At 58.2% G+C, this 26,955-nt stretch carries 24 protein-coding genes and 1 pseudogene; 15 read left to right on the forward strand and 10 right to left on the reverse strand.

From position 1 onward, the window contains the following. Window positions 1-11: 11 nt before the first annotated feature. Window positions 12-338, reverse strand: coding sequence for a nitrite reductase small subunit NirD (gene nirD / locus AB6T85_RS16615; protein WP_253457664.1), 327 nt, complete (start codon window positions 336-338; stop codon window positions 12-14). Beyond that, entirely contained in the window at window positions 335-2,866 is a 2,532-nt protein-coding gene (nirB, locus tag AB6T85_RS16620; protein ID WP_369896189.1) for a nitrite reductase large subunit NirB, read from the reverse strand. The genes nirD and nirB overlap by 4 nt, the downstream gene beginning before the upstream one ends. 219 nt (window positions 2,867-3,085) lie before the next feature. On the opposite strand from nirB, the gene AB6T85_RS16625 reads away from it, so the two are divergent. After that, window positions 3,086-4,366 (forward strand): cytosine deaminase, encoded by a 1,281-nt coding sequence (locus AB6T85_RS16625; protein WP_301730896.1) that lies wholly within the window; start codon window positions 3,086-3,088, stop codon window positions 4,364-4,366. 30 nt (window positions 4,367-4,396) lie between these two features. On the opposite strand, the gene tsgA is transcribed toward AB6T85_RS16625, so the two are convergent. After that, window positions 4,397-5,578, reverse strand: a complete 1,182-nt coding sequence (gene tsgA, locus AB6T85_RS16630; protein WP_253457673.1) for an MFS transporter TsgA — start codon at window positions 5,576-5,578, stop codon at window positions 4,397-4,399. Window positions 5,579-5,844: 266 nt separating this feature from the next. Between tsgA and ppiA the strand changes: the two genes are divergently transcribed. The 4 genes from ppiA (at window position 5,845) to argD (ending at window position 8,961) form a co-directional block, all read left to right on the forward strand. After that, a complete protein-coding gene (gene ppiA, locus AB6T85_RS16635; RefSeq protein ID WP_253457676.1) occupies window positions 5,845-6,417 on the forward strand; it encodes a peptidylprolyl isomerase A in 573 nt (190 codons plus the stop codon). A 72-nt stretch (window positions 6,418-6,489) separates the two neighbouring features. Then, window positions 6,490-7,050, forward strand: a complete 561-nt coding sequence (locus AB6T85_RS16640) for a putative adenosine monophosphate-protein transferase Fic (protein ID WP_369896191.1) — start codon at window positions 6,490-6,492, stop codon at window positions 7,048-7,050. A 32-nt stretch (window positions 7,051-7,082) separates the two neighbouring features. Continuing rightward, complete coding sequence (locus AB6T85_RS16645; RefSeq protein ID WP_253457682.1) at window positions 7,083-7,658, forward strand: aminodeoxychorismate synthase component II; 576 nt, start codon at window positions 7,083-7,085, stop codon at window positions 7,656-7,658. An 85-nt stretch (window positions 7,659-7,743) separates the two neighbouring features. Then, the gene (argD, locus tag AB6T85_RS16650) at window positions 7,744-8,961 is read left to right on the forward strand and encodes a bifunctional acetylornithine/succinyldiaminopimelate transaminase (protein ID WP_301730895.1); all 1,218 of its coding nucleotides are present in this window, start codon (window positions 7,744-7,746) and stop codon (window positions 8,959-8,961) included. 93 nt (window positions 8,962-9,054) lie between these two features. On the opposite strand, the gene AB6T85_RS16655 is transcribed toward argD, so the two are convergent. Beyond that, window positions 9,055-11,133: a YccS/YhfK family putative transporter gene (locus AB6T85_RS16655; protein WP_253457687.1), complete on the reverse strand. Its 2,079-nt coding sequence runs from the start codon at window positions 11,131-11,133 to the stop codon at window positions 9,055-9,057. 58 nt (window positions 11,134-11,191) lie between these two features. Continuing rightward, complete coding sequence (gene crp / locus AB6T85_RS16660) at window positions 11,192-11,824, reverse strand: cAMP-activated global transcriptional regulator CRP (RefSeq protein ID WP_017803012.1); 633 nt, start codon at window positions 11,822-11,824, stop codon at window positions 11,192-11,194. A 305-nt stretch (window positions 11,825-12,129) separates the two neighbouring features. Here crp and AB6T85_RS16665 point away from each other — a divergent pair, with 305 nt between their 5' ends. Then, a complete protein-coding gene (locus AB6T85_RS16665; protein ID WP_369896193.1) occupies window positions 12,130-12,534 on the forward strand; it encodes an OsmC family protein in 405 nt (134 codons plus the stop codon). Here AB6T85_RS16665 and AB6T85_RS16670 read toward each other — a convergent pair. From AB6T85_RS16670 to AB6T85_RS16680, 3 genes are all read right to left on the reverse strand, one after another. Continuing rightward, window positions 12,527-13,396, reverse strand: a complete 870-nt coding sequence (locus AB6T85_RS16670; RefSeq protein WP_125289852.1) for a phosphoribulokinase — start codon at window positions 13,394-13,396, stop codon at window positions 12,527-12,529. The two genes, AB6T85_RS16665 and AB6T85_RS16670, sit on opposite strands and share 8 nt — an antisense overlap. A 221-nt stretch (window positions 13,397-13,617) precedes the next feature. Next, a complete protein-coding gene (locus tag AB6T85_RS16675) occupies window positions 13,618-13,833 on the reverse strand; it encodes a YheU family protein (protein WP_369896194.1) in 216 nt (71 codons plus the stop codon). Further along, window positions 13,790-14,824, reverse strand: coding sequence for a hydrolase (locus AB6T85_RS16680; RefSeq protein WP_369896209.1), 1,035 nt, complete (start codon window positions 14,822-14,824; stop codon window positions 13,790-13,792). The genes AB6T85_RS16675 and AB6T85_RS16680 overlap by 44 nt, the downstream gene beginning before the upstream one ends. 83 nt (window positions 14,825-14,907) lie before the next feature. Here AB6T85_RS16680 and AB6T85_RS16685 point away from each other — a divergent pair. The 5 genes and pseudogenes from AB6T85_RS16685 to tauD all read left to right on the forward strand — a co-directional run bounded on the left by AB6T85_RS16685 (window position 14,908) and on the right by tauD (window position 19,220). Then, a pseudogene (locus AB6T85_RS16685) lies at window positions 14,908-15,510 on the forward strand (LysE family translocator). Between the two features lie 277 nt (window positions 15,511-15,787). Beyond that, the gene (tauA, locus tag AB6T85_RS16690) at window positions 15,788-16,765 is read left to right on the forward strand and encodes a taurine ABC transporter substrate-binding protein (protein ID WP_253457700.1); all 978 of its coding nucleotides are present in this window, start codon (window positions 15,788-15,790) and stop codon (window positions 16,763-16,765) included. Window positions 16,766-16,774: 9 nt separating this feature from the next. Then, entirely contained in the window at window positions 16,775-17,542 is a 768-nt protein-coding gene (gene tauB, locus AB6T85_RS16695) for a taurine ABC transporter ATP-binding subunit (protein WP_369896196.1), read from the forward strand. Next, window positions 17,539-18,366, forward strand: coding sequence for a taurine ABC transporter permease TauC (tauC, locus tag AB6T85_RS16700; RefSeq protein WP_369896198.1), 828 nt, complete (start codon window positions 17,539-17,541; stop codon window positions 18,364-18,366). The genes tauB and tauC overlap by 4 nt, the downstream gene beginning before the upstream one ends. Further along, window positions 18,363-19,220, forward strand: a complete 858-nt coding sequence (gene tauD / locus AB6T85_RS16705) for a taurine dioxygenase (protein ID WP_125289843.1) — start codon at window positions 18,363-18,365, stop codon at window positions 19,218-19,220. Before tauC ends, tauD begins: the two co-directional genes overlap by 4 nt. 10 nt (window positions 19,221-19,230) lie before the next feature. On the opposite strand, the gene AB6T85_RS16710 is transcribed toward tauD, so the two are convergent. Then, window positions 19,231-19,956, reverse strand: coding sequence for an NUDIX hydrolase (locus AB6T85_RS16710; RefSeq protein ID WP_253457709.1), 726 nt, complete (start codon window positions 19,954-19,956; stop codon window positions 19,231-19,233). A 210-nt stretch (window positions 19,957-20,166) separates the two neighbouring features. Between AB6T85_RS16710 and prs the strand changes: the two genes are divergently transcribed. Both prs and AB6T85_RS16720 read left to right on the forward strand, forming a co-directional pair. Then, window positions 20,167-21,039 carry a ribose-phosphate diphosphokinase gene (gene prs, locus AB6T85_RS16715; RefSeq protein ID WP_369896200.1) on the forward strand — a complete coding sequence of 291 codons (873 nt, stop codon included), beginning with the start codon at window positions 20,167-20,169 and terminating at the stop codon, window positions 21,037-21,039. Then, on the forward strand, window positions 21,029-22,516 hold the full coding sequence (locus AB6T85_RS16720; RefSeq protein WP_369896202.1) for a nicotinate phosphoribosyltransferase: 1,488 nt from the start codon (window positions 21,029-21,031) through the stop codon (window positions 22,514-22,516). The genes prs and AB6T85_RS16720 overlap by 11 nt, the downstream gene beginning before the upstream one ends. Window positions 22,517-22,553: 37 nt before the next feature. On the opposite strand, the gene AB6T85_RS16725 is transcribed toward AB6T85_RS16720, so the two are convergent. Beyond that, window positions 22,554-24,455 carry an ABC transporter ATP-binding protein gene (locus tag AB6T85_RS16725; protein WP_301251817.1) on the reverse strand — a complete coding sequence of 634 codons (1,902 nt, stop codon included), beginning with the start codon at window positions 24,453-24,455 and terminating at the stop codon, window positions 22,554-22,556. 124 nt (window positions 24,456-24,579) lie between these two features. On the opposite strand from AB6T85_RS16725, the gene kefG reads away from it, so the two are divergent. Both kefG and kefB read left to right on the forward strand, forming a co-directional pair. Next, complete coding sequence (gene kefG, locus AB6T85_RS16730; protein WP_125289994.1) at window positions 24,580-25,131, forward strand: glutathione-regulated potassium-efflux system ancillary protein KefG; 552 nt, start codon at window positions 24,580-24,582, stop codon at window positions 25,129-25,131. Beyond that, on the forward strand, window positions 25,132-26,937 hold the full coding sequence (gene kefB, locus AB6T85_RS16735; RefSeq protein WP_253457721.1) for a glutathione-regulated potassium-efflux system protein KefB: 1,806 nt from the start codon (window positions 25,132-25,134) through the stop codon (window positions 26,935-26,937). It abuts the gene before it with no gap. Window positions 26,938-26,955 lie beyond the last annotated feature (18 nt).

Here is a 26,955-nt window from a genome sequence, read left to right on the forward strand (position 1 = left end):
GAGAGAAGGGCTTATATCGCCACTTCCACCATGCCGTCGCGGACTCTGGCGGGCCAGGCGGGGATCGAGCGGCTCTCATCCTCCATACAGAGGCCGTCGCTCAGGCGAAAACGCTGCTTCTTCAGCGGGCTGGCAACCCACAGGCTTTGCTGGTGCTCGGCAATCAGGCCACGTGAGAGCACGCTGGCCTGGGCAAAGGGATCGATATTGCTCAGGGCGAACACCGCTTCATCGGCGCGAGGGCGAAACAGGGCAACCTGTTCTCCCGCCACCAGCGCACAAACGCCGGTGGCGGGCTGAATACTTTCTAAAGGGCAAACGCTATGCCACTGGCTCATGGCTGTTCCTCCATAACAACGGGAATACGCTCTTCGGGCCGCGCGGGCCGGTGCTGCTGACGCTCCGGCACGCTCTGCACCAGCGGGTCGCGGCTGTCGCTGTTGATAAAGTGGCGGAAGCGGGCAAGCCGCTCCGGTTGCGCAAGGGTTGCCTGCCACTCACAGACGAAGCGCTCGCGCAGGCGGGCCAGGTCGGCCTCCAGCTGCGCGTTGAGGCCCAGCTTGTCGTGGATAATGACCTGGCGCAGATAGTCGATGCCGCCGTCCAGGCTCTCCAGCCACAGCGAGGTGCGCTGCAATTTATCGGCGGTGCGGATATAAAACAGCATAAAGCGATCCAGATAGCGGATAAGCGTGTCCCGATCCAGATCCGCCGCCAGCAGATCGCCGTGGCGCGGCTTCATACCGCCGTTGCCGCAGACGTAAAGGTTCCAGCCTTTTTCCGTAGCGATGATGCCGACATCTTTGCTTTGCGCTTCCGAGCATTCACGGGTGCAGCCCGACACGCCAAATTTCATCTTGTGCGGCGTGCGGATGCCCTTGTAGCGGTTTTCCAGCTCCACGCCCAGCCCCACAGAGTCGCCGACGCCGAAGCGGCACCAGCTGCTGCCCACGCAGGTTTTCGCCATGCGCAGCGCTTTGGCGTAGGCGTGGCCGGTTTCAAAACCGGCTTCGATCAGCGTCTGCCAGATGGCGGGCAGATCGTCTTTCTGCGCGCCGAACAGACCGATGCGCTGCGAGCCGGTGATCTTGGTGTAAAGGCCGTAGCGGCTGGCAACCTCGCCAATGGCTATCAGCCCGGCTGGGGTGATCTCGCCGCCCGCAGAGCGCGGGATCACGGAGTAGGTGCCGTCTTTCTGAATATTGCCAAGAAAGCTGTCGTTGCTGTCCTGCAAAGGCACCAGCGAAGGCTGGAGGGCATAATCGTTCCAGCACGAGGCAAGTAATGACGCTACCGTGGGTTTACAGACCTCGCAGCCATAGCCCTGGCCATATTTGCTAAGCAGCTGCTCAAAGGTTTGGATCTCTTCCACGCGGATCAGGTGATACAGCTCCTGGCGGGAATAGTGAAAGTGTTCGCAAAGGTGGCTGTTAACTTCAATGCCCTGGCGGCTCAGCTCGGCGTTCAGCACCTGGGTCATCAGCGGCACGCAGCCGCCGCAGCCGGTGCCGGCTTTGGTTTCCGCCTTCAGCGCCGCCACGGTATGGCAGCCGTTGTGGATCGCCAGCACCAGGTCGCCTTTGGTGACGTCAAAGCAGGAACAGATTTGCGCCGTTTCCGGCAGCGAATCCACGCCCAGCGCCGGTTTGCTTCCCGCATGGGCGGGCAGGATCAGCGTGTCGGGGTTGTCCGGCAGTTCGATGCCGTTAAGCATCAGCTGCAGCAGATTGCCGTAGTCGCTGGTATCGCCCACCAGCACCGCGCCCAGCAGCTTTTTATTGTCCGCGCTGACCACCAGACGCTTATAGACCTCTTTGTTTTCATCCAGGTAGAGATAGCTGCGCGCGCCTTCCGTCCGGCCGTGCGCATCGCCGATACCGCCGACGTCCACGCCCAGCAGCTTGAGCTTCGCGCTCATATCCGCGCCGGTAAAGGCGTTCTCCCGGCCCAGCAGGCTGTCTGCCGTAACCTGCGCCATTTTGTAGCCCGGCGCCACCAGGCCATACACGCGTTCCTGCCAGGCGGCGCATTCGCCAATGGCGTAAATATCTGCATCCGTAGTGCGGCAGCTGTCGTCAATCACTACGCCGCCGCGCGGGCCAATGGCAAGGCCGGCTTCTCTGGCGAGACGATCCTGCGGGCGAATGCCGGTGGAAAACACGATAAAATCGACCGCCAGCTGGCTTTCATCCGCAAACTGCAGGATTTTTCCGCCTGACGGGCCGTCAATAATCTGTCGGGTATTTTTGCTGGTATGAACGGCAACGCCCATTCCTTCGATTTTTTTCCGCAGCAGCTTTCCGCCCAGCGGATCGAGCTGTTCCGCCATCAGCACGGGCGCGAACTCCACCACGTGCGTTTCCATGCCCAGATTTTTCAGCGCGCCGGCGGCCTCCAGCCCCAGCAGACCGCCGCCGATCACCGCGCCGCTACGGCTGTTACGGGCGCAGGCTTCGATTGCGTCCAGATCGTCCAGCGTACGATAAACAAAGCAGTTGTTCCCGTCGGCGCCTGCAATTGGCGGCACCCAGGGATAAGAGCCGGTCGCCAGCACCAGCTTATCGTAACTCACCGCGCGGCCCTGGTCGGAATACACCACCTTTTCCTGGCGGTCGATTGTTAAGGCCTTTTCACCAGTTAGCACGCTTATTTTATGCTTTTCGCAGAAGCCTTCCGCCACCAGCGAAAGGGCCTCGGCGCTGTGATGGGTGAAATAAGCGGAGAGATGCACGCGATCGTAAGCCACGCGAGGCTCTTCGCAAAAAACCGTGATGTCGAACTGCTCCGGCGCGGCCTTTTCGGCCAGCTCTTCCAGCAGGCGATGCCCTACCATGCCGTTGCCAATAATAACGAGTCGGGTGCGCATTTGTGCCTCACATTACAAAATAATGCCGCTACAATAGCGCGCAAAACTCCAGGGTTATTGATGTATATCAAGCCAGTTTTTAAATACCCCTTTATGGGTAGAGTGATGATTTTTAAGCTTTTTTAAGTAAGTTATGGATTTTACTGGTATTGCTCCCGTCTCGCTCCGCCACAAAGGATGGTATGGTTAAAAAAACCACCGACGTTCAGGAGCGTGTTTATGCAGGCTATTCCATTAAAAAGCATTCACCATGTGCGATTGCCGTGGCGTGAGGGACTCTGGCAGATTGCTATCCGCGACGGCAAAATCGCCACGATCTCGCCCCAGTCGCACGGCGCCGCGCCGGAAGGATCGCTGGATGCGGAGGGCGGGCTGGCTTTTCCGCCTTTTATTGAGCCGCATATCCATCTTGATACCACCCAGACCGCAGGCGAACCGGCCTGGAATGAATCCGGTACGCTGTTTGAAGGCATTGAGCGCTGGGCAGAGCGCAAAGCGATGTTGGATCATGAAGATGTCAAAACCCGCGCGCGGCAGACGCTGAAATGGCAGATCGCCAACGGTATCCAGCATGTGCGCACGCACGTAGACGTGTCCGATCCCTCGCTTACCGCGCTGCGGGCCATGCTGGAAGTGAAAAGCGAGATGGCACCCTGGGTCGATATCCAGATCGTCGCGTTTCCGCAGGAGGGCATTCTCTCGTACCCCGATGGCGAAGCCCTGCTGGAAGAGGCGCTGCGGCTGGGCGCGGACGTGGTTGGCGCTATCCCGCATTTTGAATTTACGCGCGAGTATGGCGTGGAGTCGCTGCATAAAACTTTCGCGCTGGCGCAGAAGTATCAGCGCATGATTGACGTGCACTGCGACGAAATCGACGACGAACAGTCGCGCTTTGTGGAAACCGTCGCCGCGCTGGCGCTGCGCGAGAAAATGGGCGCCCGCGTCACCGCCAGCCATACCACGGCGATGCACTCTTATAACGGCGCTTATACCTCGCGTCTGTTTCGGCTGCTGAAGCTTTCCGGCATTAATTTTGTCGCCAATCCGCTGGTGAATATCCATCTTCAGGGACGCTTCGACAGCTATCCCAAACGGCGCGGCGTAACGCGGGTAAAAGAGATGCTGGAGGCGGAGATCAACGTCTGCTTTGGCCACGATGACGTTTTCGATCCCTGGTATCCGCTCGGCACCGCCAATATGCTTCAGGTGCTGCATATGGGGATGCATGTTTGTCAGCTGATGGGGTATGGCCAGCTGGATGAAGGCATTAAGCTGATTACGCATAACAGCGCCAGAACCCTACAGCTGCAGGATTACGGCATTCAGAGCGGCAACAGCGCCAACCTGATTATCCTGCCTGCGGAGAACGGTTTTGATGCGCTGCGGCGTCAGGTGCCGACGCGTTATTCGATCCGTCAGGGAAGGGTGATTGCACAAACGCAGCCTGCGGCGAGCACAATTTATTTAGCGGAGAGCGAAAAAGTGGATTTTCGGCGCTAATAAAAAAGGCCGGTTTCCCGGCCTTTCCCGTTAGTGCGAGGACATATGCCCGTGCAGCTTGTGTTTGCTGACGAAGCCCAGCAGCAGGCACATCACGAACACCACCGCGTACAGCATGTTAGCGGTAGAGAGCGCCGCGTGAGCGCCGTGCTTATCCACAATCGGGCCGGTGACCACGAAAGTCAGCATGGTGCCAACGGTGCCGCAGGTCAGAATAAAGTTCACCAGCTTTGGCGAAGAGACTTTAGTCTGGAGCGATCCCAGCGTAATGATGGTGGTGTAGATGGCGCTGGAGAAGAAGCCCAGGCTCATCATGATCCACTTCAGCATACTGGCGTCGCTGCTGCTGATAAACCAGTACATCAGCGCCGTCGCCAGCAGCGCCAGTACGGTGACGATGCGCTGCGGATCGAAGAAGCGCAGAATGGCGCTGAACGCCCACATGCCGATCATATAGGCGGTCCAGAAGTTGCCGACCAGCGCGCCAGCCTGGGTCAGATCCATGCCCATGGTTTTTGTGGCGTACAGCGGCACCCAGCCGATAAAGCCAAGCTGGCCGAGGATGTAGCAGAGCGCGGCGACAGACAGGAACAGCACGCCGATGCCCCATTTCTCTTTTTCCACGTTCTGAACGGCGGCTTTTTTGCCCAACACGGGAAACTCAAAGCAGAGCGCCAGCACAAAAATAGCCAGGTAGATCACGCCGATACAGACATAAACCCAGTACCACGGCAGCGAACGCGCCAGCAGCGCGGCGGCGATAATGGGAAAAATAGTGCCCGCCATGCTGAAGAAGGAGTCGGTAAACAGCAGGCGCGAACCGCGCTGACGGCCTTCGTACAGATGGGTGATCAGGAAAGTACCAATCGACATGGTGATGCCGCTGACCACGCCCAACACGAACATACAGAGCGAGAAGACGCTCAGCGAGTGGCTGGTCATTAGCCCCAGTATGGCGAGCACCATCAGCACGAAGCCGAAAATCAGCTGTCGGCGCAGAGGAATGATTTCCATCAGCCAGGCGTTAAGAAACACGGCGACTAAAATGCCGGCGTTCAGGAAGGTGAAGGTGTTGCTCATCTGCGCAACTGGCAGATGAAAATAGTCAGCAATATTCTCCAATACCATACCGGTGACGATTACTACCGCGCCGGTTAGCGCATAGGAGAAAAAGCTGATCCAGGTAAGCCCGATTCGATCGCGATTAGTCATAGTTGTGGCCCGTGGAGTCAAGAGTTGTGAGGCTGGACGCTCACGCTAAGCGCGGGCAGTTTAGCTGGATTCGTGATCTGCTTAAATAAATAATGCAAGTTTCCCCAGCGATTTCAGGATATTCGTGATGAATATCACCGTTTTTTGCCTGGCGAAAGCGTTTGCGTCGGCCCGGCACGCGTAAAAATAGGTAAAACGCTGGCGCAGGGATAAGCGCCTCTTTACAATCAGCTTTCGGCCTGTAGCCCTTAAGTAAGGAATCTTTTATGTTAAAACGTACTTTGACAGCGGTCGCCACCGTGTTTGCGTTATCTACGCTCTCTGCTTCTGCCCTGGCGGCAAAAGGAGATACGCACGTGCTGCTGACCACCTCTGCTGGCAATATTGAGCTGGAACTCAATAATCAAAAGGCCCCGATTTCCACGAAGAACTTTGTTGATTACGTCAACAATGGCTTCTACAACAACACCGTTTTCCATCGCGTGATCCCGGGCTTTATGGTGCAGGGCGGCGGCTTTACCGCCGATATGCAGCAGAAACCTGGCGCCGCGCCGATTAAAAACGAAGCGGATAACGGCCTGCTGAACAAGCGCGGCACCATCTCCATGGCCCGCACCGCCGATAAAGACAGCGCTACCAGCCAGTTCTTTCTCAATGTAGCGGACAACGCTTTCCTGGATCACGGCCAGCGTGACTTTGGCTATGCCGTCTTTGGCAAAGTGGTGAAAGGCCAGGAAGTGGTGGATAAAATCGCTCAGGTGCCGACCCAGAATATGGGGCCATACCAGAACGTGCCGGTTAAACCTGTCGTGATCCTTTCCGCAAAAATCCTGCCTTAACGCTCCGGTCGGGGGATTGCTGCTGATAATCAGCTAAGCTTTTAGCAGCAATTACCCCTTCAAGGAGAACTCATGTCCAGAAAGCTCACCGACAAGCAAAAAAATACGCTCTGGCAGCAGCGTCTGCCGACCAACTTCCTGGCGAGCTTTTTATTAACGGGTTCCCTGCCCGAACTGGGCACGCGCAATCCGGGTCTGCCTCATCTGCGCGCCATGCACCGCGCGCTTTTTCAGGATGTGCTGGAGGAGGCGGGCGAGCTGCGCGAAGTCGATATCGCCATCGGCGACACGCCCTGCTGCCACTTTGAATACATCGAGAAAGAAGGCAACGCGCTGATGCAGGCGCTGGAAGAAGAGAACGGTCTGGCCGATCTGCCGCTGGATCGCATGGCGGAAAGGCTCGCCTGGTACTACTGCGAGCTGACCGTGCTGCATCCTTTTCTGCGCGGCAACGGACGCGCCCAGCGGCTTTTTTTCGAACAGCTGATTATCCATGCCGGTTGCGACATTCAATGGAGCCTGATCGACAGCGAAAGCTGGCAGGCGGCCGTTAAGGCAAGCCTGGCGGGCGACTCATCGCTGCTGGAAGCCGCTTTCGGCAAAGTCATCAGCGAGCGGGACGAAAACGCGTAGAATAGCGGCGTTTCTTTTTTCCCGGAGCTTGTATGCTGCTGCTGATCGATAACTATGACTCTTTTACCTGGAACCTTTATCAATATTTTTGTGAAGCAGGCGCAGATGTTCACGTCAGACGTAACGACGAGCTGACGCTGGCGCAAATAAGCGAGCTAAAGCCTGAACATCTGGTGATTTCGCCGGGGCCGTGCACGCCCAACGAGGCGGGCATCTCGCTGGAGGCTATCCGGGCCTTCGCCGGAAAAATCCCGGTGCTTGGCGTTTGTCTGGGGCATCAGGCGATAGCGCAGGCTTTTGGCGCGCGTATTGTGCGGGCGCGTGAGGTAATGCACGGTAAAACCTCGCTGATTGAGCATAATAACAGCGGCGTTTTTAACGGCCTGAATCATCCGCTACGGGTAACGCGCTATCATTCGCTAATCGTCGAGGCTGCCTCGCTCCCCGCCGATTTTGAGGTGACGGCCTGGTCGCTGCGCGACGGCGAGAAGGACGAGATCATGGGCGTGCGGCATCGTGATTTGCCGCTGGAAGGCGTGCAGTTTCATCCGGAAAGTATCCTCAGCGAGCAGGGGCATCAGCTGCTGAAGAATTTCCTCAGGCAATAAATTTGATTGCCTTAAAGTGATTTTTTATGCATATTTTGTGATTATAATTTCAGTGGCTCTGTAACGTAAAAAGATGAGGTTGGCAATGGCAGCGGATAAATTAGCGGTAACGCGCTCGACGTTTGATGAAGTGATTTTGCCTGTTTATGCACCAGCGCAGTTTGTGCCGGTTAAGGGAAAAGGCAGCCGCGTCTGGGATCAGCAGGGTAAAGAGTACGTCGACTTTTCCGGCGGTATCGCCGTTACCGCGCTGGGCCACTGTCATCCGGCGCTGGTGGAAGCGCTGAAAACGCAGGGTGAAACCCTGTGGCACACCAGCAACGTCTTCACCAACGAACCCGCGCTGCGCCTGGCCAGCAAGCTGATTACCGCCACCTTCGCCGAACGCGTGTTCTTCGCTAACTCCGGCGCGGAAGCCAACGAGGCGGCCTTTAAGCTGGCTCGTTATTACGCGACTAAACGCCATTCGCCTTTTAAAAGCAAAATTATCGCGTTTCATAACGCCTTCCACGGCCGCACGCTGTTTACCGTTTCCGTCGGCGGCCAGCCGAAATATTCCGACGGCTTTGGCCCTAAACCGGCGGACATCGTCCACGTGCCGTTTAACGATCTTAACGCGGTAAAAGCGGTTATCGACGACCATACCTGCGCCATCGTGGTGGAACCTATCCAGGGCGAAGGCGGCGTGATGCCGGCTACTCAGGCGTTTATGCAGGGGCTGCGCGAGCTGTGCGACCAGCATCAGGCGCTGCTGGTGCTGGATGAGGTACAGAGCGGCATGGGCCGCAGCGGCAAGCTGTTTGCGTATGAACACTACGGCGTCCAGCCCGATATTCTGACCACCGCCAAAGCGCTGGGCGGCGGCTTTCCGGTCAGCGCCATGCTGACCACCAACGAGATCGCCTCGGTGATGGCGCCCGGCGTGCACGGCACCACCTATGGCGGCAACCCGCTGGCCTGCGCGGTAGCGGAAGCGGCGCTGGATATCATCAATACGCAAGAAGTGCTGAACGGTGTAGAGGCGCGCCGCGAGCAGTTTGTCGCCGCGCTGAAAGCGCTGGACGCGCAGCTGGATCTGTTCAGCGACATTCGCGGCAAAGGCCTGCTGATTGGCGCGGCGCTGAAGCCGCAGCATGCCGGTAAAGCGCGCGATATTCTGAACGCCGCCGCCGCCGAAGGCGTAATGATCCTCAATGCCGGGACGGACGTGATCCGTTTTGCGCCGTCGCTGGTCATTGAACCGACCGATATCGAAGAGGGCATGAACCGCTTCGCCACCGCCGTGAAAAAACTGCTGGCTTAAATCGTCAGGCCGGAAGCCTCGCGCTTCCGGCTAAACAGGTGCGTCGTCTGCACCAGCCGCTTACACGCGCCGAAAAACTTCTGCTCAGCATCATCAGGCTGATTTCCGTAAATGGCGCGACAGCCAGCGGCCATGATGAGGCCGGCTGCTCCAGGCCAACGAAGAAATAGTGTGCATCACGCCAAGATGTTCCAGAATGCGCTTTATGTGCCTTTCCATCACCGTGGTCGCGCCCTGCTGAAAGGGCGTATCCGTCTCCAGCACGTTGTTTGTGGAACTCGGCCCGTCATACTCCAGCCGCTGCTGGCAGCGCTGTAGCGCAATTTCGCACGCCTGTAGATAGCGCTCGGCCAGCTGCGGCGTCAGCATGGTATGTTCACGCGCTAAAATGGTCATGGCGTTGATATGCTCAACGATAAACTGACTGTGCGTAACCCAAAGCTTCATATCGGCCAGGTAGCGGGCGTCGAAACCCGGCTCCTGCATCGCCTGGTTCAGCGAGTTAAACAGCGCGTTGTGCGCCTGGTTAACGCGCATACGCTGCCAGGCAAGCTTCTGCGGACTCTCTTCGTCCCCCAGCAGTTTCTGGAGCGCTTCCTGATAGGTTTCCAGCGCGTCGTGCGCATTCTGCCGCAGCAGGCCGCTTTGCCACTGCGGCCACAGCCAGATCATCCCGGCAAAGGCGATCAGGCAGCCCATCAGCGTATCCAGCAGGCGCGGCAGCAGAAAGTCGGCGCCGTTCAGCGACAGCAGCTGAAGCGAATATACCGCCGTCACGGTAAAGCCGATCGTCGCCAGGCCGTAATATTTGCGGATCACCAGATAGCCCGCCAGCGTCAGCGTCAGCATCACCAGCAGCACAGCCGATTCCGGCACCTGAAAGCGTAGCGTCAGCGCGGCCACCACCAGCCCGCCCAGCGTGCCCAGCGCACGGTGCTGAATACGTACCCTGGTCGCGCTGTAGCCGTTCTGGCTAACAAACATCACCGTCATCAGCAGCCAGTAAGGCTTGGGCAGATTAAACGAGAGCGCCAGGGTGCTGGCGAAAGCGAGCATAACCGCAAACCTGGCGGCGGTGCGCAGCGCGGCGGATTTCAGCGACAGATAGCTTCTGATGGCAGATAGCAGCGGCAGTCGTTTCTGACGATCCGCCATCAGATCGCGCTGGTAAAGCGGACGCTGGGTACGCAGCACGCGGGCGATACGGCTGAAATGCCAGGCGCAAAAGTTGCCGACCGGGTTGGCGGGATGCTGGCGGGCAATTTTTTCCAGCGCCTGCAGCTGTTTATCCATGCTGAAACGTGTCGGCAGACGGTGATAGAGAATATCGTCCGCCAGCTCGCGCAGCCTGGCCGCGATGGTCTGCGCGTTCCAGCGGATCACCGCCTCGGCATGGCTCTGCTCCACCAGTTTCTGCACCTCTTCCGGCTGATGCAGGCTGACGGCGATATGCTCCTGCAAATCCAGCGCAACCTGAAAAGCGCGGGTCAACCGCTTATGGTGATTATCGTTGCTGGCGGCCAGCATGTGCATTTGCTGATAGCAGGTATTGATAAGGTCGACCGCTTTTTGCTGGCGAGCCAGCAGCGGCGGCAGCGTTTTTTCCGGGTCGGCAAGCTGCGTCAGCAGGCTGTATTTGGCCTCGCAGTAGCCGGCCAGCTCGCGATAAAGCAGGCTGAGCGTTTCCCGCATCGGCTGCTCTTTCCACAGCCAGAACCAGAACCAGTTAAAGAGGCCGTACCAGACCGTGCCCAGGATATAAAGCGACGGCGGCTGCCAGATGGGCATCCGACCGGCCAGGCTCAGGGTAAAGATGCCGGCAATCAGCGCGCCGGGCAGCAGTCTGCCATGCAGCGGGCTGATTTCGCCGGTCACGCCCAGCAGCATGGCCATGGAAAACAGGATAATGGGCAGGGGAACGGCATAGTCGCCAAGATACTGCACCAGAAAGCTGCTGAAGGCGAAAAGGCCGCCGCCGATCAGCAGACGTTTAAAGAAGCGTTTATGGGGCGTATCCAGACCGGCGATATTGCAGCAGGCCGGCACCAGCGAGAACAGCAGGCCGTTTTGCAAATTGCCCAGCAGCCAGCCGACGGCGACGGGCAGGCAAAGCACCAGCGTCTGCCGCAGGGCGTAGTTAACTTCGGGATGGTAGATGAGTCGGCGCCACATTGCTTTGTACCCGCTGAAAAGGCGCAACGAAGGCATTGCGCCATGCAATCAGAGCGGTTTAGCGTGTACCGTAGACCACGATGGTTTTACCGTGTGCGGAGATCAGATTCTGATCTTCCAGCATCTTCAGAATACGGCCGACGGTTTCGCGCGAGCAGCCGACGATCTGGCCAATCTCCTGGCGGGTAATTTTGATCTGCATCCCATCCGGGTGGGTCATAGCGTCCGGCTGTTTGGCCAGATTCAATAGCGTTTGCGCGATGCGACCTGTCACATCGAGGAAAGCTAAATTGCCCACTTTCTCGGAGGTAACCTGCAGGCGGCGCGCCATCTGTGAAGAGAGACGCATCAGAATATCCGGGTTGACCTGGATCAGCTGGCGAAACTTCTTATAGGAGATTTCCGCCACTTCACAGGCCGTTTTTGCCCGCACCCATGCGCTGCGCTCCTGGCCTTCTTCAAACAGGCCAAGCTCGCCGATAAAATCGCCCTGGTTAAGGTAAGACAGGATCATCTCTTTACCTTCTTCATCCTTGATGAGCACCGCTACCGCGCCTTTGACGATGTAGTAAAGGGTTTCTGCTTTCTCACCCTGGTGGATCAGCGTGCTTTTGGATGGATACTTATGAATATGGCAATGTGACAGGAACCATTCAAGTGTCGGGTCTGTTTGCGGTTTGCCGAGAACCATTCGCTGTTATCCTCTGTTGTTATCGTGCCTAAATACAGGGGCAGAGTTCCCTGACAGGCGTTGAAATAGTCAAGCGCTTCCCATGCAGGAAAGTTATTCGGCTCTCTGTTGAGTGCCGGGCTCGTTATGTCGTCCCGTTTCGTCTGGTCTGTAGAGTACTGACGAAATACAGCCTTGTTTGTAGCACAGCTTTGCATGGGTGTCTTCTGTTGTCTCGCTTCAGCATAGCGGGAAATCTGCCGCGCTGCTGTTTTAGTTGCCTTAAGCCGACCGCGGCTTAACTAAATGAATTAGAGGAGTTTGTTATGCAAGCGAGCGTCAAATGGGTGGAAGGGCTGACCTTTTTGGGAGGATCCTCATCGGGCCATCAGATCGTGATGGACGGCAACGCGGGCGATAAAGCGCCCAGCCCGATGGAAATGCTGCTGATGGCGGCAGGCGGCTGTAGCGCGGCGGAAGTGGTTGCCATTCTGCAAAAAGGGCGTTTCACGGTAGAGAACTGCGAGGTGAAGCTGACGTCAACCCGGCGCGAGAAGCCGCCGCGTCTGTTTACCCGCATCAACCTGCATTTTATTGTCAGCGGCAGCGGGCTGAAGGATAAGGCGTTGGCGCGCGCGGTCAGCCTTGCGGTCGGGAAATATTGCCCGGTCGCGCTGATGCTGGGTAAGGGCGTGACCCTTACCCATAGCCATGAGATGGGCGTTACTTGATAGCTTTGCCTTCCATCAGGCGCTTGACCAGCGGCCCCATAATCAGCTCCATCGCCAGGCCCATTTTGCCGCCCGGCACCACCAGCGTGTTGATATGGGAGATAAAAGAGCCTTGCAGCATCGCCAGCAGATAGGGGAAGTCAATCTGTTCCAGCGCCTGGAAATGGATAACCACGAAGCTCTCGTCGAGCGAAGGAATGCCGCGCGCGGCAAAAGGGTTGGACGTATCCACGGTAGGGACACGCTGAAAGTTAATATGGGTGCGGGAAAATTGTGGCGTAATGAAGTTAATATAATCGTCCATTGAGCGCACCACGGAATCCATCACCGCCTCGCGTGAATGACCGCGTTCGCTGGTATCGCGGATCATTTTTTGGATCCACTCCAGGTTGACGATAGGCACCACGCCCACCAGCAGATCGACATGCTGCGAGACATTGTTCTGCGGCGTCACCACGCCGCCGTGCAGCCCTTCGTAAAACAGCACGTCGGTGGGTTCCGGCAGCGGCTGCCACGGCGTAAAAGTGCCGGGCACCTGGTTCCAGGGCACCGCTTCGTCATAGGTGTGCAGATATTTTCTGGACTGGCCGCTGCCGCTGCGGCCATATTCCGCGAAGGTTTGCTCCAGCAGCGAAAAATCGTTGGCCTCCGGGCCGAAATAGCTGATATGGCGGCCCATATCGCGCGCTTTGCGGATTGCCATATCCATTTCGGGACGGGTATAGCGATGGAAGCTGTCGCCTTCCACTTCCGCCGCGTGCAGGTTCAGCTGCTGAAAAATTTTGCGGAAGGCCAGGCTGGTGGTGGTGGTGCCCGCGCCGCTGGAACCGGTCACGGCAATCACTGGATGTATGGCGGACATAAACGAGTTTCCTGTGAACGTTATTCCGCCATTGTTATCACGTTTTGCTATAGCCTGTCATCTTCTGCCCAGGGGTGAGCGCGCGGCAGAGGTTATGCAATAAAGCCAAGCGCGAACAGCGGTTTAGCCGTCAGGAAAACGAGATCGCCGTCTTCCGACTAGCCAAGCGGTAAGAAGAACACGGCGTCGCCGATAGGCTTTTGCCCCCTCAGCGGGAGGCGTTAACGGATCTGGCCTTTAGGCATGATATTGACCGTCTCGTGCAGCTCTGACCAGACCAGCACCGCCTCGCCGTTTGTCAGCTGACGACGAACGTCATTGACTTTTTGCTCCAGCGAGCGCTCCTGCACGCCATAGTCGGTGCCTTCCCGCAGCACGAAGGCTTCAATCAGGTTAGCGAGCGTGTCCGGGTCCAGTTCTTTCCAGGGAATAATCATCGTTGTCCAGCCAGGTTGAAAGCCATTGCGGTATACGCTGCTCCAGCCACATTTGCGGCCTGCGCAGCGTTCCCCCCACGAATCCAACATGTCCGCCGTGCTGCGTCAGCTGATACGTTACGCAATCGGGCAGCCTCTCGGTTGCAGGAATGACCTCGTCGGTCATAAAGGGATCGTCTTTAGCATGAATAATCAGCAGAGGTTTACGCACGCCGGAAAGCAGCGGCAGCGCGCTACAGCGGCGATAGTAATCCGTTGCGTCCACAAAACCGTGCGCTCTGGCGGTAATGGCGTCGTCAAACTCCCTGAGTCTCTTAAGCGCCTTAAGCTGCGTCAGATCGACAGGCAGCGTGCCGGGCCAGGCGTGCAGTTTGCGGGTGGCGTTCTGCTTCAGCAAGTTTAGCAGGTAGCGCTGATAGACACGCGAGAATCCCTGCTCCAGCCGCTGGCTGCAGGGTTCCAGCATCAGCGGCGCGGAAACGATAACGCCGGCATCCAGCAAACAGCTGTCGCCCTGTTGGCCCATCAGGCAGCCCAGCATATTACCGCCAAGCGAAAAGCCCACGGCAGCGGTCGCCACCGTTCCCCAGGTTTCCCGTAGCCAGCGTAAAAAATAGCTGGCGTCTTCGGTTTCGCCCGAATGATAAATGCGCTCGAGACGGTTCGGTTCGCCGCCGCAGCCGCGAAAATGCATCACCACGCCCAGCCAGCCGCGCTGTCGACAGGCCTGCAAAAGCCCGTGCGCGTAAGGGCTGTGAAAGCTGCCCTCAAGGCCATGAAAAAGCACCACGCGCGGCTTGTGGCTCGCCTGCGCCGGATCTTCGCTCCAGGCAAGATCGACAAAATCACTGTCCGGCAGCGTCAGGCGCTGCCAGTGCGGCTGCAAAGCGATACGGCGACGAACCAGGCGCGGCAGGATGGTTTGCAAATGCGCGTTGCTCATGCCCGCCAGCGGACGAAAAGTATTTTCCAGCGACCCGTCAAAATTCATCTTCAAAAGGCTTCCCGGATCCTTGTCATACTGTTAGCTTCGATAAGTTTGTTGTTAAGTGGGGTGAGGAGCGCCCGTTTCATATGGAACTGAAACTGTTTTTGTCGATGCTGGGTTTTTTGTGGGTCGCTGCGATCACGCCAGGCCCTAATAATATGTTACTCACCGCCTCGGGCGCCAACTTTGGTTTTCTGCGTTCGCTGTGGCTGCTGATCGGCATCATGATCGGGATGCAGGTCATGCTGCTGCTGGTCGCGTTCGGTATTGGCGGCCTGATCCTGCTTTATCCTGCTTTGCATCTGGTGTTGAAAATCGCCGGGAGCGTCTATCTGCTGTGGTTGGCGTGGAAAATCGCCACGGCGAAATATGAGCGGCTGGATACCGGCACTCTCCCCACAGCGCCAATGCCGTTCTGGCAGGGCGGCCTGCTACAGCTGATCAATCCCAAAGCCTAGCTGATGGCGCTGGGCGCGGTCGCCAGCTTCAGCCTGGGCGGTGAGGCCTATCGGGGATCGGTAATGGCTATCAGCTTTGCGATGGCGCTGGTCAACCTGGTTTCCGGCCTGATCTGGCTTGGCTTTGGCACGCTGATTGGCCGCCTGCTGCGCAGCCGTCGCGCCTGGACGCTGTTCAATATGGCGATGGGCGTGCTGACAGCGGCCTGCGTGCTGCTTATCTGGCGCTAAGCAGAGTGCCTGGCGAACGTCGCTTCGGGCAAAGTGCTTTCCCCATTCTCAATTCGTAAGCAGCGGGCGCCGTTACGGCGGGTTTTTGAACCCGCTACTTACGCTGCTGCCAGCCTCTGACGTCTTAAAGGCAATCCCACTCTCCGGCATTAAAATCCTGTTTTTCTTCTAAGGACTTATCGTTATAACCGATAATTTTTTATTACTTTATCGCGGCAAGCGCTCTCGGTTACAAAGGCGTTGTTCACTTTTATAACAATAACGACCGGAGCAAAGCATGGCGCATAAATTTACTCTTTCACTGCTGGCCTTCAGCCTTTCTTTTTCGGCGCTGAGCGCACAGGCTTTGGACGTTACCGTGGCGTATCAGACCTCGGCAGAACCGGCCAAAGTGGCCCAGGCCGATGACGCTTTTGCCAAAGCCAGCGGCGCAAAAGTGGACTGGCGCAAGTTTGACAGCGGCTCCAGCGTGGTCAGAGCGCTGGCTTCGGGCGATGTGCAAATCGGCAATATCGGCTCCAGCCCGCTTGCCGTAGCGGCCAGCCAGCAGGTGCCGATTGAGGTGTTTCTGCTGGCGTCGCAGCTCGGCAGTTCCGAAGCGCTGGTGGTGAAGAAAAGCATCAAGGATCCCAAAGATTTGATCGGCAAACGTATCGCCGTGCCTTTTATCTCCACCACTCACTACAGCCTGCTGGCCGCGCTTAAGCACTGGGGCATCAAGCCGGGCCAGGTGCAAATCGTCAATCTTCAGCCGCCCGCGATTATCGCTGCCTGGCAACGTGGCGACATTGACGGCGCCTACGTCTGGGCGCCGGCGGTGAACGAGCTGGAGAAGGAAGGAAAGGTACTGACCGACTCCGCGCAGGTCGGCAAGTGGGGCGCGCCAACGCTGGACGTCTGGGTTGTGCGTAAAGATTTCGCGCAGCAGCATCCTGAAGTGGTCACCGCTTTCGCCCGTAGCGCGCTGGAGGCGCAAAAAGCCTACCTGGACAGCCCTGAGCAGTGGCTGAAAGATGACAATCACCTCAACAAGCTGTCGCGTCTGAGCGGCGTGCCGACACAGCAGGTGCCGGGGCTGGTAAAAGGCAACACTTACCTGACGGCGCAGCAGCAGGTTGAACAGCTGGGCCAGCCGGTCGATAAGGCTATCGGCGATACCGCACAGTTTTTAAAAGAGCAGGGCAAAGTGCCGCAGGTTGCCAGCGATTACAGTGGCTTTGTCACCAACCGCTTTGTTAAAAATCTTACCCAGTAAGGAGCCGCCATGCTTTCAGTCTCGCATCTGACGGCCCGTTACGACGGCCACCTCGCGCTTGAAGATATTAACCTGACGATTGCCGGGGAAGAGCTGGTGGTGGTGCTGGGGCCTTCAGGCTGTGGCAAAACCACGCTGCTGAATCTGATTGCCGGTTTTCTGACGCCGGAGTCGGGCAGCATTACGCTGGACGGCCAGCGCGTAACCGGGCCGGGAGCCGAGCGCGGCGTGGTGTTTCAGCATGAAGGGCTGCTGCCGTGGCGCAACGTGCTGGATAACGTCGCCTTTGGCCTGCAGCTGGCCGGGATAGATAAAGCGACGCGCCATCAAACGGCCCGTCAGATGCTGAAAAGCGTCGGACTGGGCGGCGCGGAAAAGAAATTTATCTGGCAGCTTTCCGGCGGGATGCGCCAGCGCGTAGGTATTGCCAGAGCCTTAGCCGCCGATCCGCAGCTGCTGTTGCTGGATGAGCCCTTCGGCGCGCTGGATGCCTTTACCCGCGAGCAAATGCAGGAGCTGCTGCTGAACCTGTGGCGGGACAGCGGCAAGCAGGTGCTGCTGATTACGCACGATATCGAGGAGGCGGTTTTTCTGGCCAGCGAGCTGATCCTGTTGTCGCCCGGCCCCGGCAAAATTATCGAGCGTCTGCCGCTGGCGTTTGGCCGCCGCTATGCCGCTGGCGAAGCCTGCCGCAGCATTAAATCCGATCCCGCTTTTATCGCCACGCGGGAATATGTATTAAGCCGGGTGTTCCAACAGCGCGAGGTGTTTTCATGAGCCTGTTATCCACGGAGAAAGTCGCGGTGCGCCGATTGAGGCTGCGCTGGCCGTTTGGCCGTCAGCTTACCCTGAGCGTGGCGACCCTGCTGGCGCTGCTGGGCATCTGGTGGGCAGTAACCGCTTTTGGCCTGATCGCGCCGCTCTTTCTGCCCGCGCCGCAGCAGGTTTTCCATCAGCTGCTGGTGGTTGCCGGCCCGCAGGGTTTTATGGATGCGACGCTCTGGCAGCATCTTGCCGCCAGCCTGACAAGGATAGCGATAGCGCTGCTGGCGGCCACGCTGATCGGCGTGCCGGTTGGTATCCTGATGGGGCTGAACGCCACGGCGCGCGGCATCCTTGACCCGCTGATTGAGCTGTATCGACCGGTGCCGCCGCTGGCCTATCTGCCGCTGATGGTGATCTGGTTCGGTATCGGCGAAACGTCCAAAATCCTGCTGATCTATCTGGCCATCTTCGCGCCCGTGGTGATGTCCACGCTGGCGGGCGTCAAAAGCGCGCAGCAGGTTCGTCTGCGCGCCGCGCAGTCGCTGGGCGCCAGCCGCTGGCAAACGCTGTGGTTCGTGGTGCTGCCCGGCGCGCTGCCGGAAGTTTTAACCGGGCTGCGGATCGGTCTTGGCGTCGGCTGGTCAACGCTGGTGGCCGCCGAACTTATCGCCGCCACGCGCGGGCTGGGCTTTATGGTGCAGTCCGCCGGTGAATTTCTGGCAACCGATGTGGTACTGGCAGGCATCGCCGTTATCGCGCTGATTGCTTTTTCGCTTGAGCTGGGGCTGCGAGCCTTACAGCGCCGTTTAACCCCCTGGCATGGAGTCACATCATGAACGAACGTCTGTCTGTTACCGCGCTTGGCCCCTATATTGGCGCGCTGGTCGCTGACGTGGATCTCAGCCGCCCGCTGAGCGACGCGCAGTTTGAGCAGCTTTACCATGCGCTGATCCGTCATCAGGTGCTGTTCTTCCGCAATCAGCCCGTTACGCCTGCCCAACAGCGAGCGCTGGCGGCCCGTTTTGGCGATCTGCACATCCATCCCGTCTATCCGCACGCGCCGGATGTGGAAGAGATTATCGTGCTGGATACGCATGATGATAACCCGCCGGACAACGATAACTGGCACACCGACGTGACCTTTATCGAGACGCCGCCGGCCGGGGCGATCCTGGCGGCAAAGCAGCTGCCGGAAACGGGTGGCGATACGCTCTGGGCCAGCGGCATTGCTGCTTACAACGCGCTTTCAGAGCCTTTTAAGGCCCTGCTTGCCGGCCTGCGGGCGGAGCACGACTTCACCAAATCGTTTCAGGAATTTAAGTATCGCGGCAGCGAGGAGGAGCATGCGCGCTGGCGGCAGGCCGTGGCGAAGAATCCGCCGCTGCTGCATCCGGTCGTGCGCACGCATCCGGTTAGCGGCAAGTCGGCGCTGTTTGTTAATGAGGGATTCACCACGCGCATTGTCGATCTCAGCCCGAAAGAGAGCGACGCGCTGCTGAATTTCCTGTTTGCGCATATCACCAAACCGGAGTTCCAGGTGCGCTGGCGATGGCAGCAGGACGATGTGGCGATTTGGGATAACCGCGTGACCCAGCACTACGCCAATGCAGACTACCTGCCTGCACGGCGGATTATGCATCGCGCCACTATTCTGGGCGACAAGCCTTTCTATCAGCCTGGCCGGGCATAAACGCCACGGCCTAATCGGCAGGCATAAGATTACGCGTAAAGTTGTGCACGTCGGCCTCTTTCCTGCGGCGGTACAGTTTGGCTTTGCGCGCGCCGGTAGCTACGCTCTCGCCCGTTTCCTCAAACATCTCTGAGGAATCAAAGCGGCGGATCAGGCTTTTCCGCTGCACCGGGCGGCCAAGGATGGCTTCGGTGGCTTCCTGTAGCTGAGTCAGCGTAAAGCGTTCCGGCAGGCAAAACACCGGCAGTAGCGTATACAGCGTTTTTTGCCGCAGCCTTTTTAAGGCGCTGGTAATAATAGTCTGGTGATCGAAGGCGATATCCTTGCGCTGCATCACGGTGTTGACCGGCAGCCACGCGGCGTCGCTGACATCGCCGCTGTACGATCGACAGCTCTCCTGCGCAATCAGCGCATACCAGGCGGTGGTCAGGCTCCAGCCGCGCGGGTCGCGATCGGGGCCGGAAAAAGTTTCGAGCTGTTCCAGCCACGGCGGAACCACACCGGTTTTCTCCTGCAGCTTCCTTAACGCGGTGGCGCGCGTTGAGGCATCATGCTGCATATCGATAAACCCTCCCGGCAATCCCCACCAGCCTTTTTGCGGATGATTGGCCCGCTGTACCAGCAGTACGCAGAGCTGTTGCTCGTGCAGCGTAAAAAGTACGCTGTCGACGGTCACAATGGGAGAGGGGTAGCGCGAGGCGTCGTAGCTGGCCAGATACTCTGATTCTGAAAGCATAAGCTTTTCCGTAAATAATTGTCGCTCAGACACATTAGCATTGCGGACGGATATCCTGCAATGTACGGCCGCCTTTTCATTTTTTTAATCATTATTAATCAGCTTGTTAATTGATTTTTTCTGCAGGGTGGTAAATTCCGCTTGCTAAATATTGTCACAGGGACAATTATATAAATGTCACAAGGACATTATTAGCCCCGGAGGAAAACAATGCTGCTGGAACTCTTTCTTGATGGAAACAAAGTCGCGCTGGAAACAGGCCGCTTTCCCGATGGCGCAGTCCGCGTAAGGCTGCTGCCGCCACGGCTTCCCCGGGCGGAAAAATTGAAAATCCGCGCCACGGCCATGCGCAATATGGACGATTTGATGCTGCTGGCGCAGGTTATGGATGCCGCCCGCAGCCAATACGATTTGCACTGGACAACGCTGGAGCTGCCCTGGCTTCCCTATGCCCGTCAGGACCGCAGTATGCAGGAAGGCGACAGTTTCGCCCTGAAGATCTTTGCCGGTTTTTTGAATCAGCTGGGCTTTGACCGGATACGGGTGCTGGATCCCCATAGCGACGTGGCGGGTGCCGTGGTCAATAACATGGTGGCTATTCCGCAGCACCTTTGCCTGCGACACAGCGCGAACCTGATGGAAAAACTGCAAAGCGGCATGATGCTGATGGCGCCGGACGCGGGCGCGCTAAAAAAAATCCACGCTGTTGCGCAGCAGGTGGCGGCCCGCGAGTACGGCATCCTGGGGAAACACCGCGACCTGAGCAGCGGTGCGCTGAGTGGTTTTTCACTGCTGCAGGGCGACGTAGCCGGCAAAGATGTGCTGATAGCCGATGATTTGTGCGATGCGGGCGGCACCTTTATCGGCTCGGCCGCGGTGCTGCGTGCGGCGGGCGCGCGTTCGGTCAGCCTGTACGTTACCCACGGCTTGTTTAGCCGGGGCGTCGCCGCGCTGTTGCAGCAGGGTATCGACCATATCTGGACGACGACTTCAGTAGCCGATCCGGCGATAGCCGGGGAGCGGGTTGAACTGATTGATATTGAAACTATTTATAGCAACGAAGGAGCGGCCCATGCGCATTAATCCCATTCTGGCTATCGACGGCTATAAAACCTCCCATCGCGAACAGTACCCGGAGGGAACCAGCCGCATTTACTCAAATTTTACGCCGCGCGGTAACCGCTTTTTTACCTCGCCGCTGTCGGATAACCGGCTGGTATTCTTTGGGCTACAGGGCTTTCTGCAGTGGTTTATGGTCGATCTGTTTAACGAGGCGTTTTTTGCCCGACCCGAAGAGGAAGTCGTCACGGAATACCAACAGCTGATGGACAGCTATCTTGGCAAAGCGCGTATTGATGTGGAACACATCCGGGCGCTGCATCGGCTGGGCTATCTGCCGCTGGAAATCAAAAGCCTGGACGAAGGCAGCAAGGTGCCGATGCAGGTGCCGGTTCTGACCATTACCAACACCGTTGATGATTTTTTCTGGCTGGTTAATTACCTGGAAAGCGTGATGTCAGCAGAATTATGGAAAGCCTCTACTAACGCCACTATCGCTTACCATTACCGGCTGGTCTGCGAGCGTTGGGCGGCCCTGACCTGTGATGACCAGAGCCATCTGGATTTTCAGTGCCATGACTTTTCGCTGCGGGGCATGTCCGGGCTGCACGATGCCGCCCAGGCGGGCGCCGGCCATCTGCTGAGCTTTACCGGCACCGACAGCATTCCTTCAATTCTTTATCTTCGTCAGTACTACACGCCGCCCAAAGACTATTTTATTGCGGGCAGCATTCCGGCGACGGAGCACAGCGTTATGTGCATGGGCGAAGAGCAGGGAGAGATCGCCACCTTTCGTCGTCTGATCACCGAGCTCTATCCCCACGGCTTCGTTTCCATCGTCTCGGATACCTGGGATTACTGGAAGGTGCTTACGGAATACAGCCGCGAGCTGAAAGCAGACATCATGGCGCGGCAGGGGCGTCTGGTTTTTCGCCCGGACAGCGGCGACCCGGTGGAGATCCTTTGCGGAACCAGCGACGATAGCGACAGCGATCCGGCGCGGACGCCACAGCAAAAAGGCTCGGTAGAGGTGCTGTGGGATATTTTTGGCGGCACCGTTAATGCGAAAGGCTACCGGGTGTTGGATGAGCACGTTGGGCTGATCTATGGCGACTCGATTACGCTGGAGCGGGCTAACCAGATCCTTGCCCGTCTGGAGGCTAAAGGTTTCGCCAGCAGCAACGTGGTCTTCGGCGTCGGATCTTATACTTATCAATACAGTACGCGCGATACGTTCGGCTTTGCGATGAAGGCGACATGGGGCGAGGTGCGGGGCGTTGAGCGTGAGATTTTCAAGCAGCCGAAAACCGACGGCGGCCTGAAAAAATCCGCCAGAGGGCTGCTACGGGTAGAGCGGGATAGCGCAGGCGACTACTACCTGTTGGATCGGCAGAGCCGGGAGCAGGAGCAGGGCGGCGAACTGAAAACCCGTTTTTTAAACGGCAAACTGCTTAACGCTGAGGATCTGTCCACGCTGCGTCGACGCCTGGCGGAGCGGTAATCAGGTCGGGAGAAAGAAACCTTTCTCCCGGCTCTGTTTATGAAGCCAGCATCGTTTCGAGCTGCTCCTGCGCATCCAGCCAGTCCATCTCGCACGCTTCCAGCGCGGATTTCGCTTCAGCCTGCTGCTGCAGCGCCGCCGTAAGATCGGCCTTGCGGCTCTGATCGTACAGCGCGGTATCCGCCAGCTTTGTTTCCGCATCGGCCAGCGTGGCGTTGAGTTTTTCCATCTGCTTTTCCAGCTTTTCGATCTGCTTGCGCAGCGGCTGCGTTTGCGTGCGCAGTTCCGCCTCGCGGCGCTTCTGATCCTTTCTGGCCTGCGCGCTGTTGCCGCTCTCCTGTTTAGGTTCAGCGGCGGCGCTGGTCTGCTTTTGCAGATCGCTCAGCCACTGCTGGTAGTCTTCCAGATCGCCGTCAAAGGCTTCTACTTTACCGTCGTGGACCAGGTAGAGATCGTCAGTGGTGGAGCGCAGCAGATGGCGGTCGTGCGAAACCACCACCAGCGCCCCTTCAAAATCGATCAGCGCTTCGGTCAGCGCCTGGCGCATATCCAGATCGAGGTGGTTGGTCGGTTCATCCAGCAGCAGCAGGTTAGGGCGCTGCCAGACAATCAGCGCCAGCACCAGCCGCGCTTTTTCGCCGCCGGAGAAGCGTTCGGTCTGCTCGGTGACCTTATCGCCCTGAAAACCAAAGCCGCCCAGGTAGTCGCGCAGCTGCTGTTCCAGCACTTTTGGCGCCAGCCGCACCAGATGCTGCAACGGTGATTCATCCGCCCGTAAGAATTCCAGCTGATGCTGGGCGAAGTAGCCGAGCTTGATGCCTTTCGCCAGGCCGATATCGCCTTTCAGCGGGGCCAGCTCGCCGGCCAGCAGCTTAATCAGCGTGGATTTGCCCGCGCCGTTGCGGCCCAGCAGACCGATGCGCGAGCCGGGAACCAGGTTCAGCTTGATAGAATCCAGAATGATGCGATCGGCATAGCCCGCGCTGACTTTTTCCATCTTCAACAGCGGATTAGGCAGGCTTTCCGGCGCGCGGAAGCTGAAAGTAAAAGGATTATCGACGTGGGCGGGCGCGATAAGCTCCATGCGCTCCAGCATTTTGATGCGGCTTTGCGCCTGCTTCGCCTTGCTGGCCTTGGCCTTAAAGCGGTCGATAAAACTTTGCAGATGCGCCACCTTCTGCTGCTGGTTTTCAAACATCGACTGCTGCTGCGCCAGTTTGGTGGCGCGCTGGATCTCAAACGAGCTGTAGTTGCCGGTGTATTCAAAGATCGACTGCTGTTCGATATGCAGGATTTTATCCACCACGGGATCGAGAAAGTCGCGGTCGTGGGAAATCAGGATCAGCGTACCCTGATAGCTTTTCAGCCAGCGCTCCAGCCAGATCACCGCGTCCAGATCGAGGTGGTTGGTTGGTTCGTCAAGCAGCAGCAGGTCGGAGCGGCAAATCAGCGCCTGCGCCAGGTTCAGGCGCATCCGCCAGCCGCCGGAGAAGTCGCTGACGGGCCGCTGAAGCTGCTCCTGAGAAAAGCCCAAACCGTTAAGCAAGCTGGCGGCGCGCGACTGTATTGTCCATGCCTGGACGGCGTCCAGCTTGCCGTGCAGCGTGGCGATAGCGTGCCCGTCGTCGTTCTCGTTGGCCTTCGCCAGCTCCGCCTGCAGCTGGCGGTACTCGCGATCGCCATCAATGACATATTCGATAGCGGGCGTATTCAGCGCGGGCGTCTCCTGGTTAACCCAGGCCAGCGACCAGTTGCCCGGATAGGTAAAGCTGCCCGCATCGGCGCTTATCTCGTTCTTAAGCAGCGACAGCAGCGTGGATTTACCGCAGCCGTTTTTGCCTACCAGCCCCACTTTCTGACCGGGATTGATGGTGGCGGAGGCGTTATCCAGCAGGACGCGCACGCCGCGTCGGATTTGTAACGATGAGAAGAGAATCATAAGCGCCGTAATACCAGAATATGTTAAATTGAAACATCATAAATGCTTTGCGGAATGCACGATTCCGCGGTGTCGAGCATGGTAGCGGAATTTCCCCGCCGTGACGACGATTTGGAGGGGATTGATGTCGCAGCCGCCCAAAGTTTTGCTGCTTTACGCGCATCCGGAATCCCAGGACTCGATTGCCAATCGGGTTTTGCTGGAGCCGGCTAAAGCGTTACCTAACGTGACCGTTCACGACCTGTACGCGCACTATCCAGACTTTTTTATTGATATCCACTACGAACAGCAGCTGCTGCGCGAGCATGACATCATTGTTTTTCAACATCCGCTTTATACCTACAGCTGCCCCGCGCTGCTGAAGGAGTGGCTGGATCGCGTGCTGTCGCGCGGCTTCGCCAGCGGCCCTGGCGGCAACGTGCTGGAAGGAAAATACTGGCGCAGCGTGGTGACCACCGGCGAACCGGAAACGGCCTACCACCAGGAAGGGCTTAACCGTTATCCGCTGTCGGCCATCATGCGGCCGTTCGAGCTGACGGCGCAAATGTGCCGTATGCACTGGCTGACGCCGATGATTATCTACTGGGCGCGACGGCAGACCCCGGAAGTCATGAAAAATTATGCGCGCGCCTACGGCGACTGGCTGTCGTCACCTTTGCCCTATGGAGGCACCTGAATGGAAGGACAAACCCTGCTCACGGCTGGCGTGGTCTATCTTTTTGCGGCGGTTATCGCCGTTCCGATCGCGGCCCGGCTCGGCATTGGCGCGGTGTTGGGCTATCTGCTGGCCGGTATCGCTATCGGGCCATGGGGACTGGGCTTTATCAGCGACGTAGAGGAAATTCTGCATTTCTCCGAGCTGGGCGTGGTCTTCCTGATGTTTATCATCGGCCTGGAGCTGAATCCTTCCAAACTCTGGGAGCTGCGGCGCTCGATTTTCGGCGTTGGCGCGGCGCAGGTTATTTTCAGCGCGGCGATACTGGGCGGCCTGCTCTGGCTGACCGACTTCTCCTGGCAGGCGGCGGCGATCGGCGGTCTTGGCCTGGCGATGTCCTCTACGGCGATGGCGCTGCAGCTGATGAGCGACAAGGGCATGAAGCGCAATGAATCCGGCCAGCTGGGCTTTTCGGTGCTGCTGTTCCAGGATCTGGCGGTGATCCCGGCGCTGGCGCTGGTGCCGCTGCTGGCAGGCGGCGACAGCGGCCACACCGACTGGATGAAAGTGGGCATGAAGGTGCTGGCGTTTGCCGGGATGCTGGTCGGCGGCCGTTTTCTGCTGCGGCCTATTTTCCGCTTTATCGCCGCTTCCGGCGTGCGGGAAGTTTTTACCGCCGCTGCCCTGCTGCTGGTGCTGGGATCGGCGCTGTTTATGGACGCGCTGGGGCTGTCGATGGCGCTGGGGACCTTTATCGCCGGCATTCTGCTGGCGGAAAGCGAATACCGACACGAGCTGGAAGTCGCTATCGATCCTTTTAAAGGCTTGCTGCTGGGGCTGTTCTTTATCTCGGTAGGCATGGCGCTGAATCTGGGCGTGCTTTATACCCATATCGTCGAGATTTTAGTGGGCGTGGTGCTGCTGGTCGCGATCAAAGCGGGCGTGCTTTATCTGCTGTCGCGTATCTTTGGCCTGCGCAGTTCTGAGCGGCTACAGTTTTCGGCGGTGTTGAGCCAGGGCGGCGAGTTCGCGTTCGTGCTTTTTTCCGCCGCCTCGTCGGCAAAACTGTTCAGCGGCGACCAGATGCCGCTGCTGCTGGTGACGGTAACGCTGTCGATGATGACCACGCCGCTGCTGATGCAGAGCGTGGATAAAATCCTGGCGAAGCGGTTTAACGACGGCGACGACAGCGAAGAGAAGCACTTTGTCGAAGACGACAAGCCGCAGGTTATCGTGGTCGGCTTCGGACGTTTTGGTCAGGTGGTGGCGCGTTTGCTGATGGCCAACGAAAAGCGGATCACGGTGCTGGAGCGCGATATCAGCGCGGTCAGCCTGATGCGAACCTATGGCTATAAAGTATACTATGGCGATGCCACCGAGCTGGAGCTGTTACGCGCCGCAGGCGCAGAAACGGCGCAGTCTATCGTCATTACCTGCAACGGCCCGGAAGACGCGATGGAAATCGTGCGGCTCTGCCAGCATCATTTCCCGCATCTGCAAATCCTGGCGCGGGCGCGCGGCCGCGTGGAGGCGCACGAACTGTTGCAGGCCGGCGTCACCCAGTTCTCGCGTGAAACCTTCTCCAGCGCGCTGGAGCTTGGCCGTAAAACGCTGATGTCGCTGGGGATGCATCCGCATCAGGCCTTTCGCGCGCAGCAGCACTTCCGCCGTCTGGATATGCGCATGCTGCGCGAGCTGATGCCGAACCACGGCGACAGCCAGCAGATTTCCCGCGTGAAAGAAGCCCGGCGCGAGCTGGAAGATATCTTCCAGGCCGAAATGCGGCACGAAAAGCGCCAGTTTGACGGCTGGGACGAATCGGAATAGGGCGGGGCGAAAGCCTCT

It is taken from the genome of Erwinia aeris (genome assembly GCF_041224955.1).
Taxonomy (GTDB): Bacteria; Pseudomonadota; Gammaproteobacteria; order Enterobacterales; family Enterobacteriaceae; genus Erwinia; species Erwinia aeris.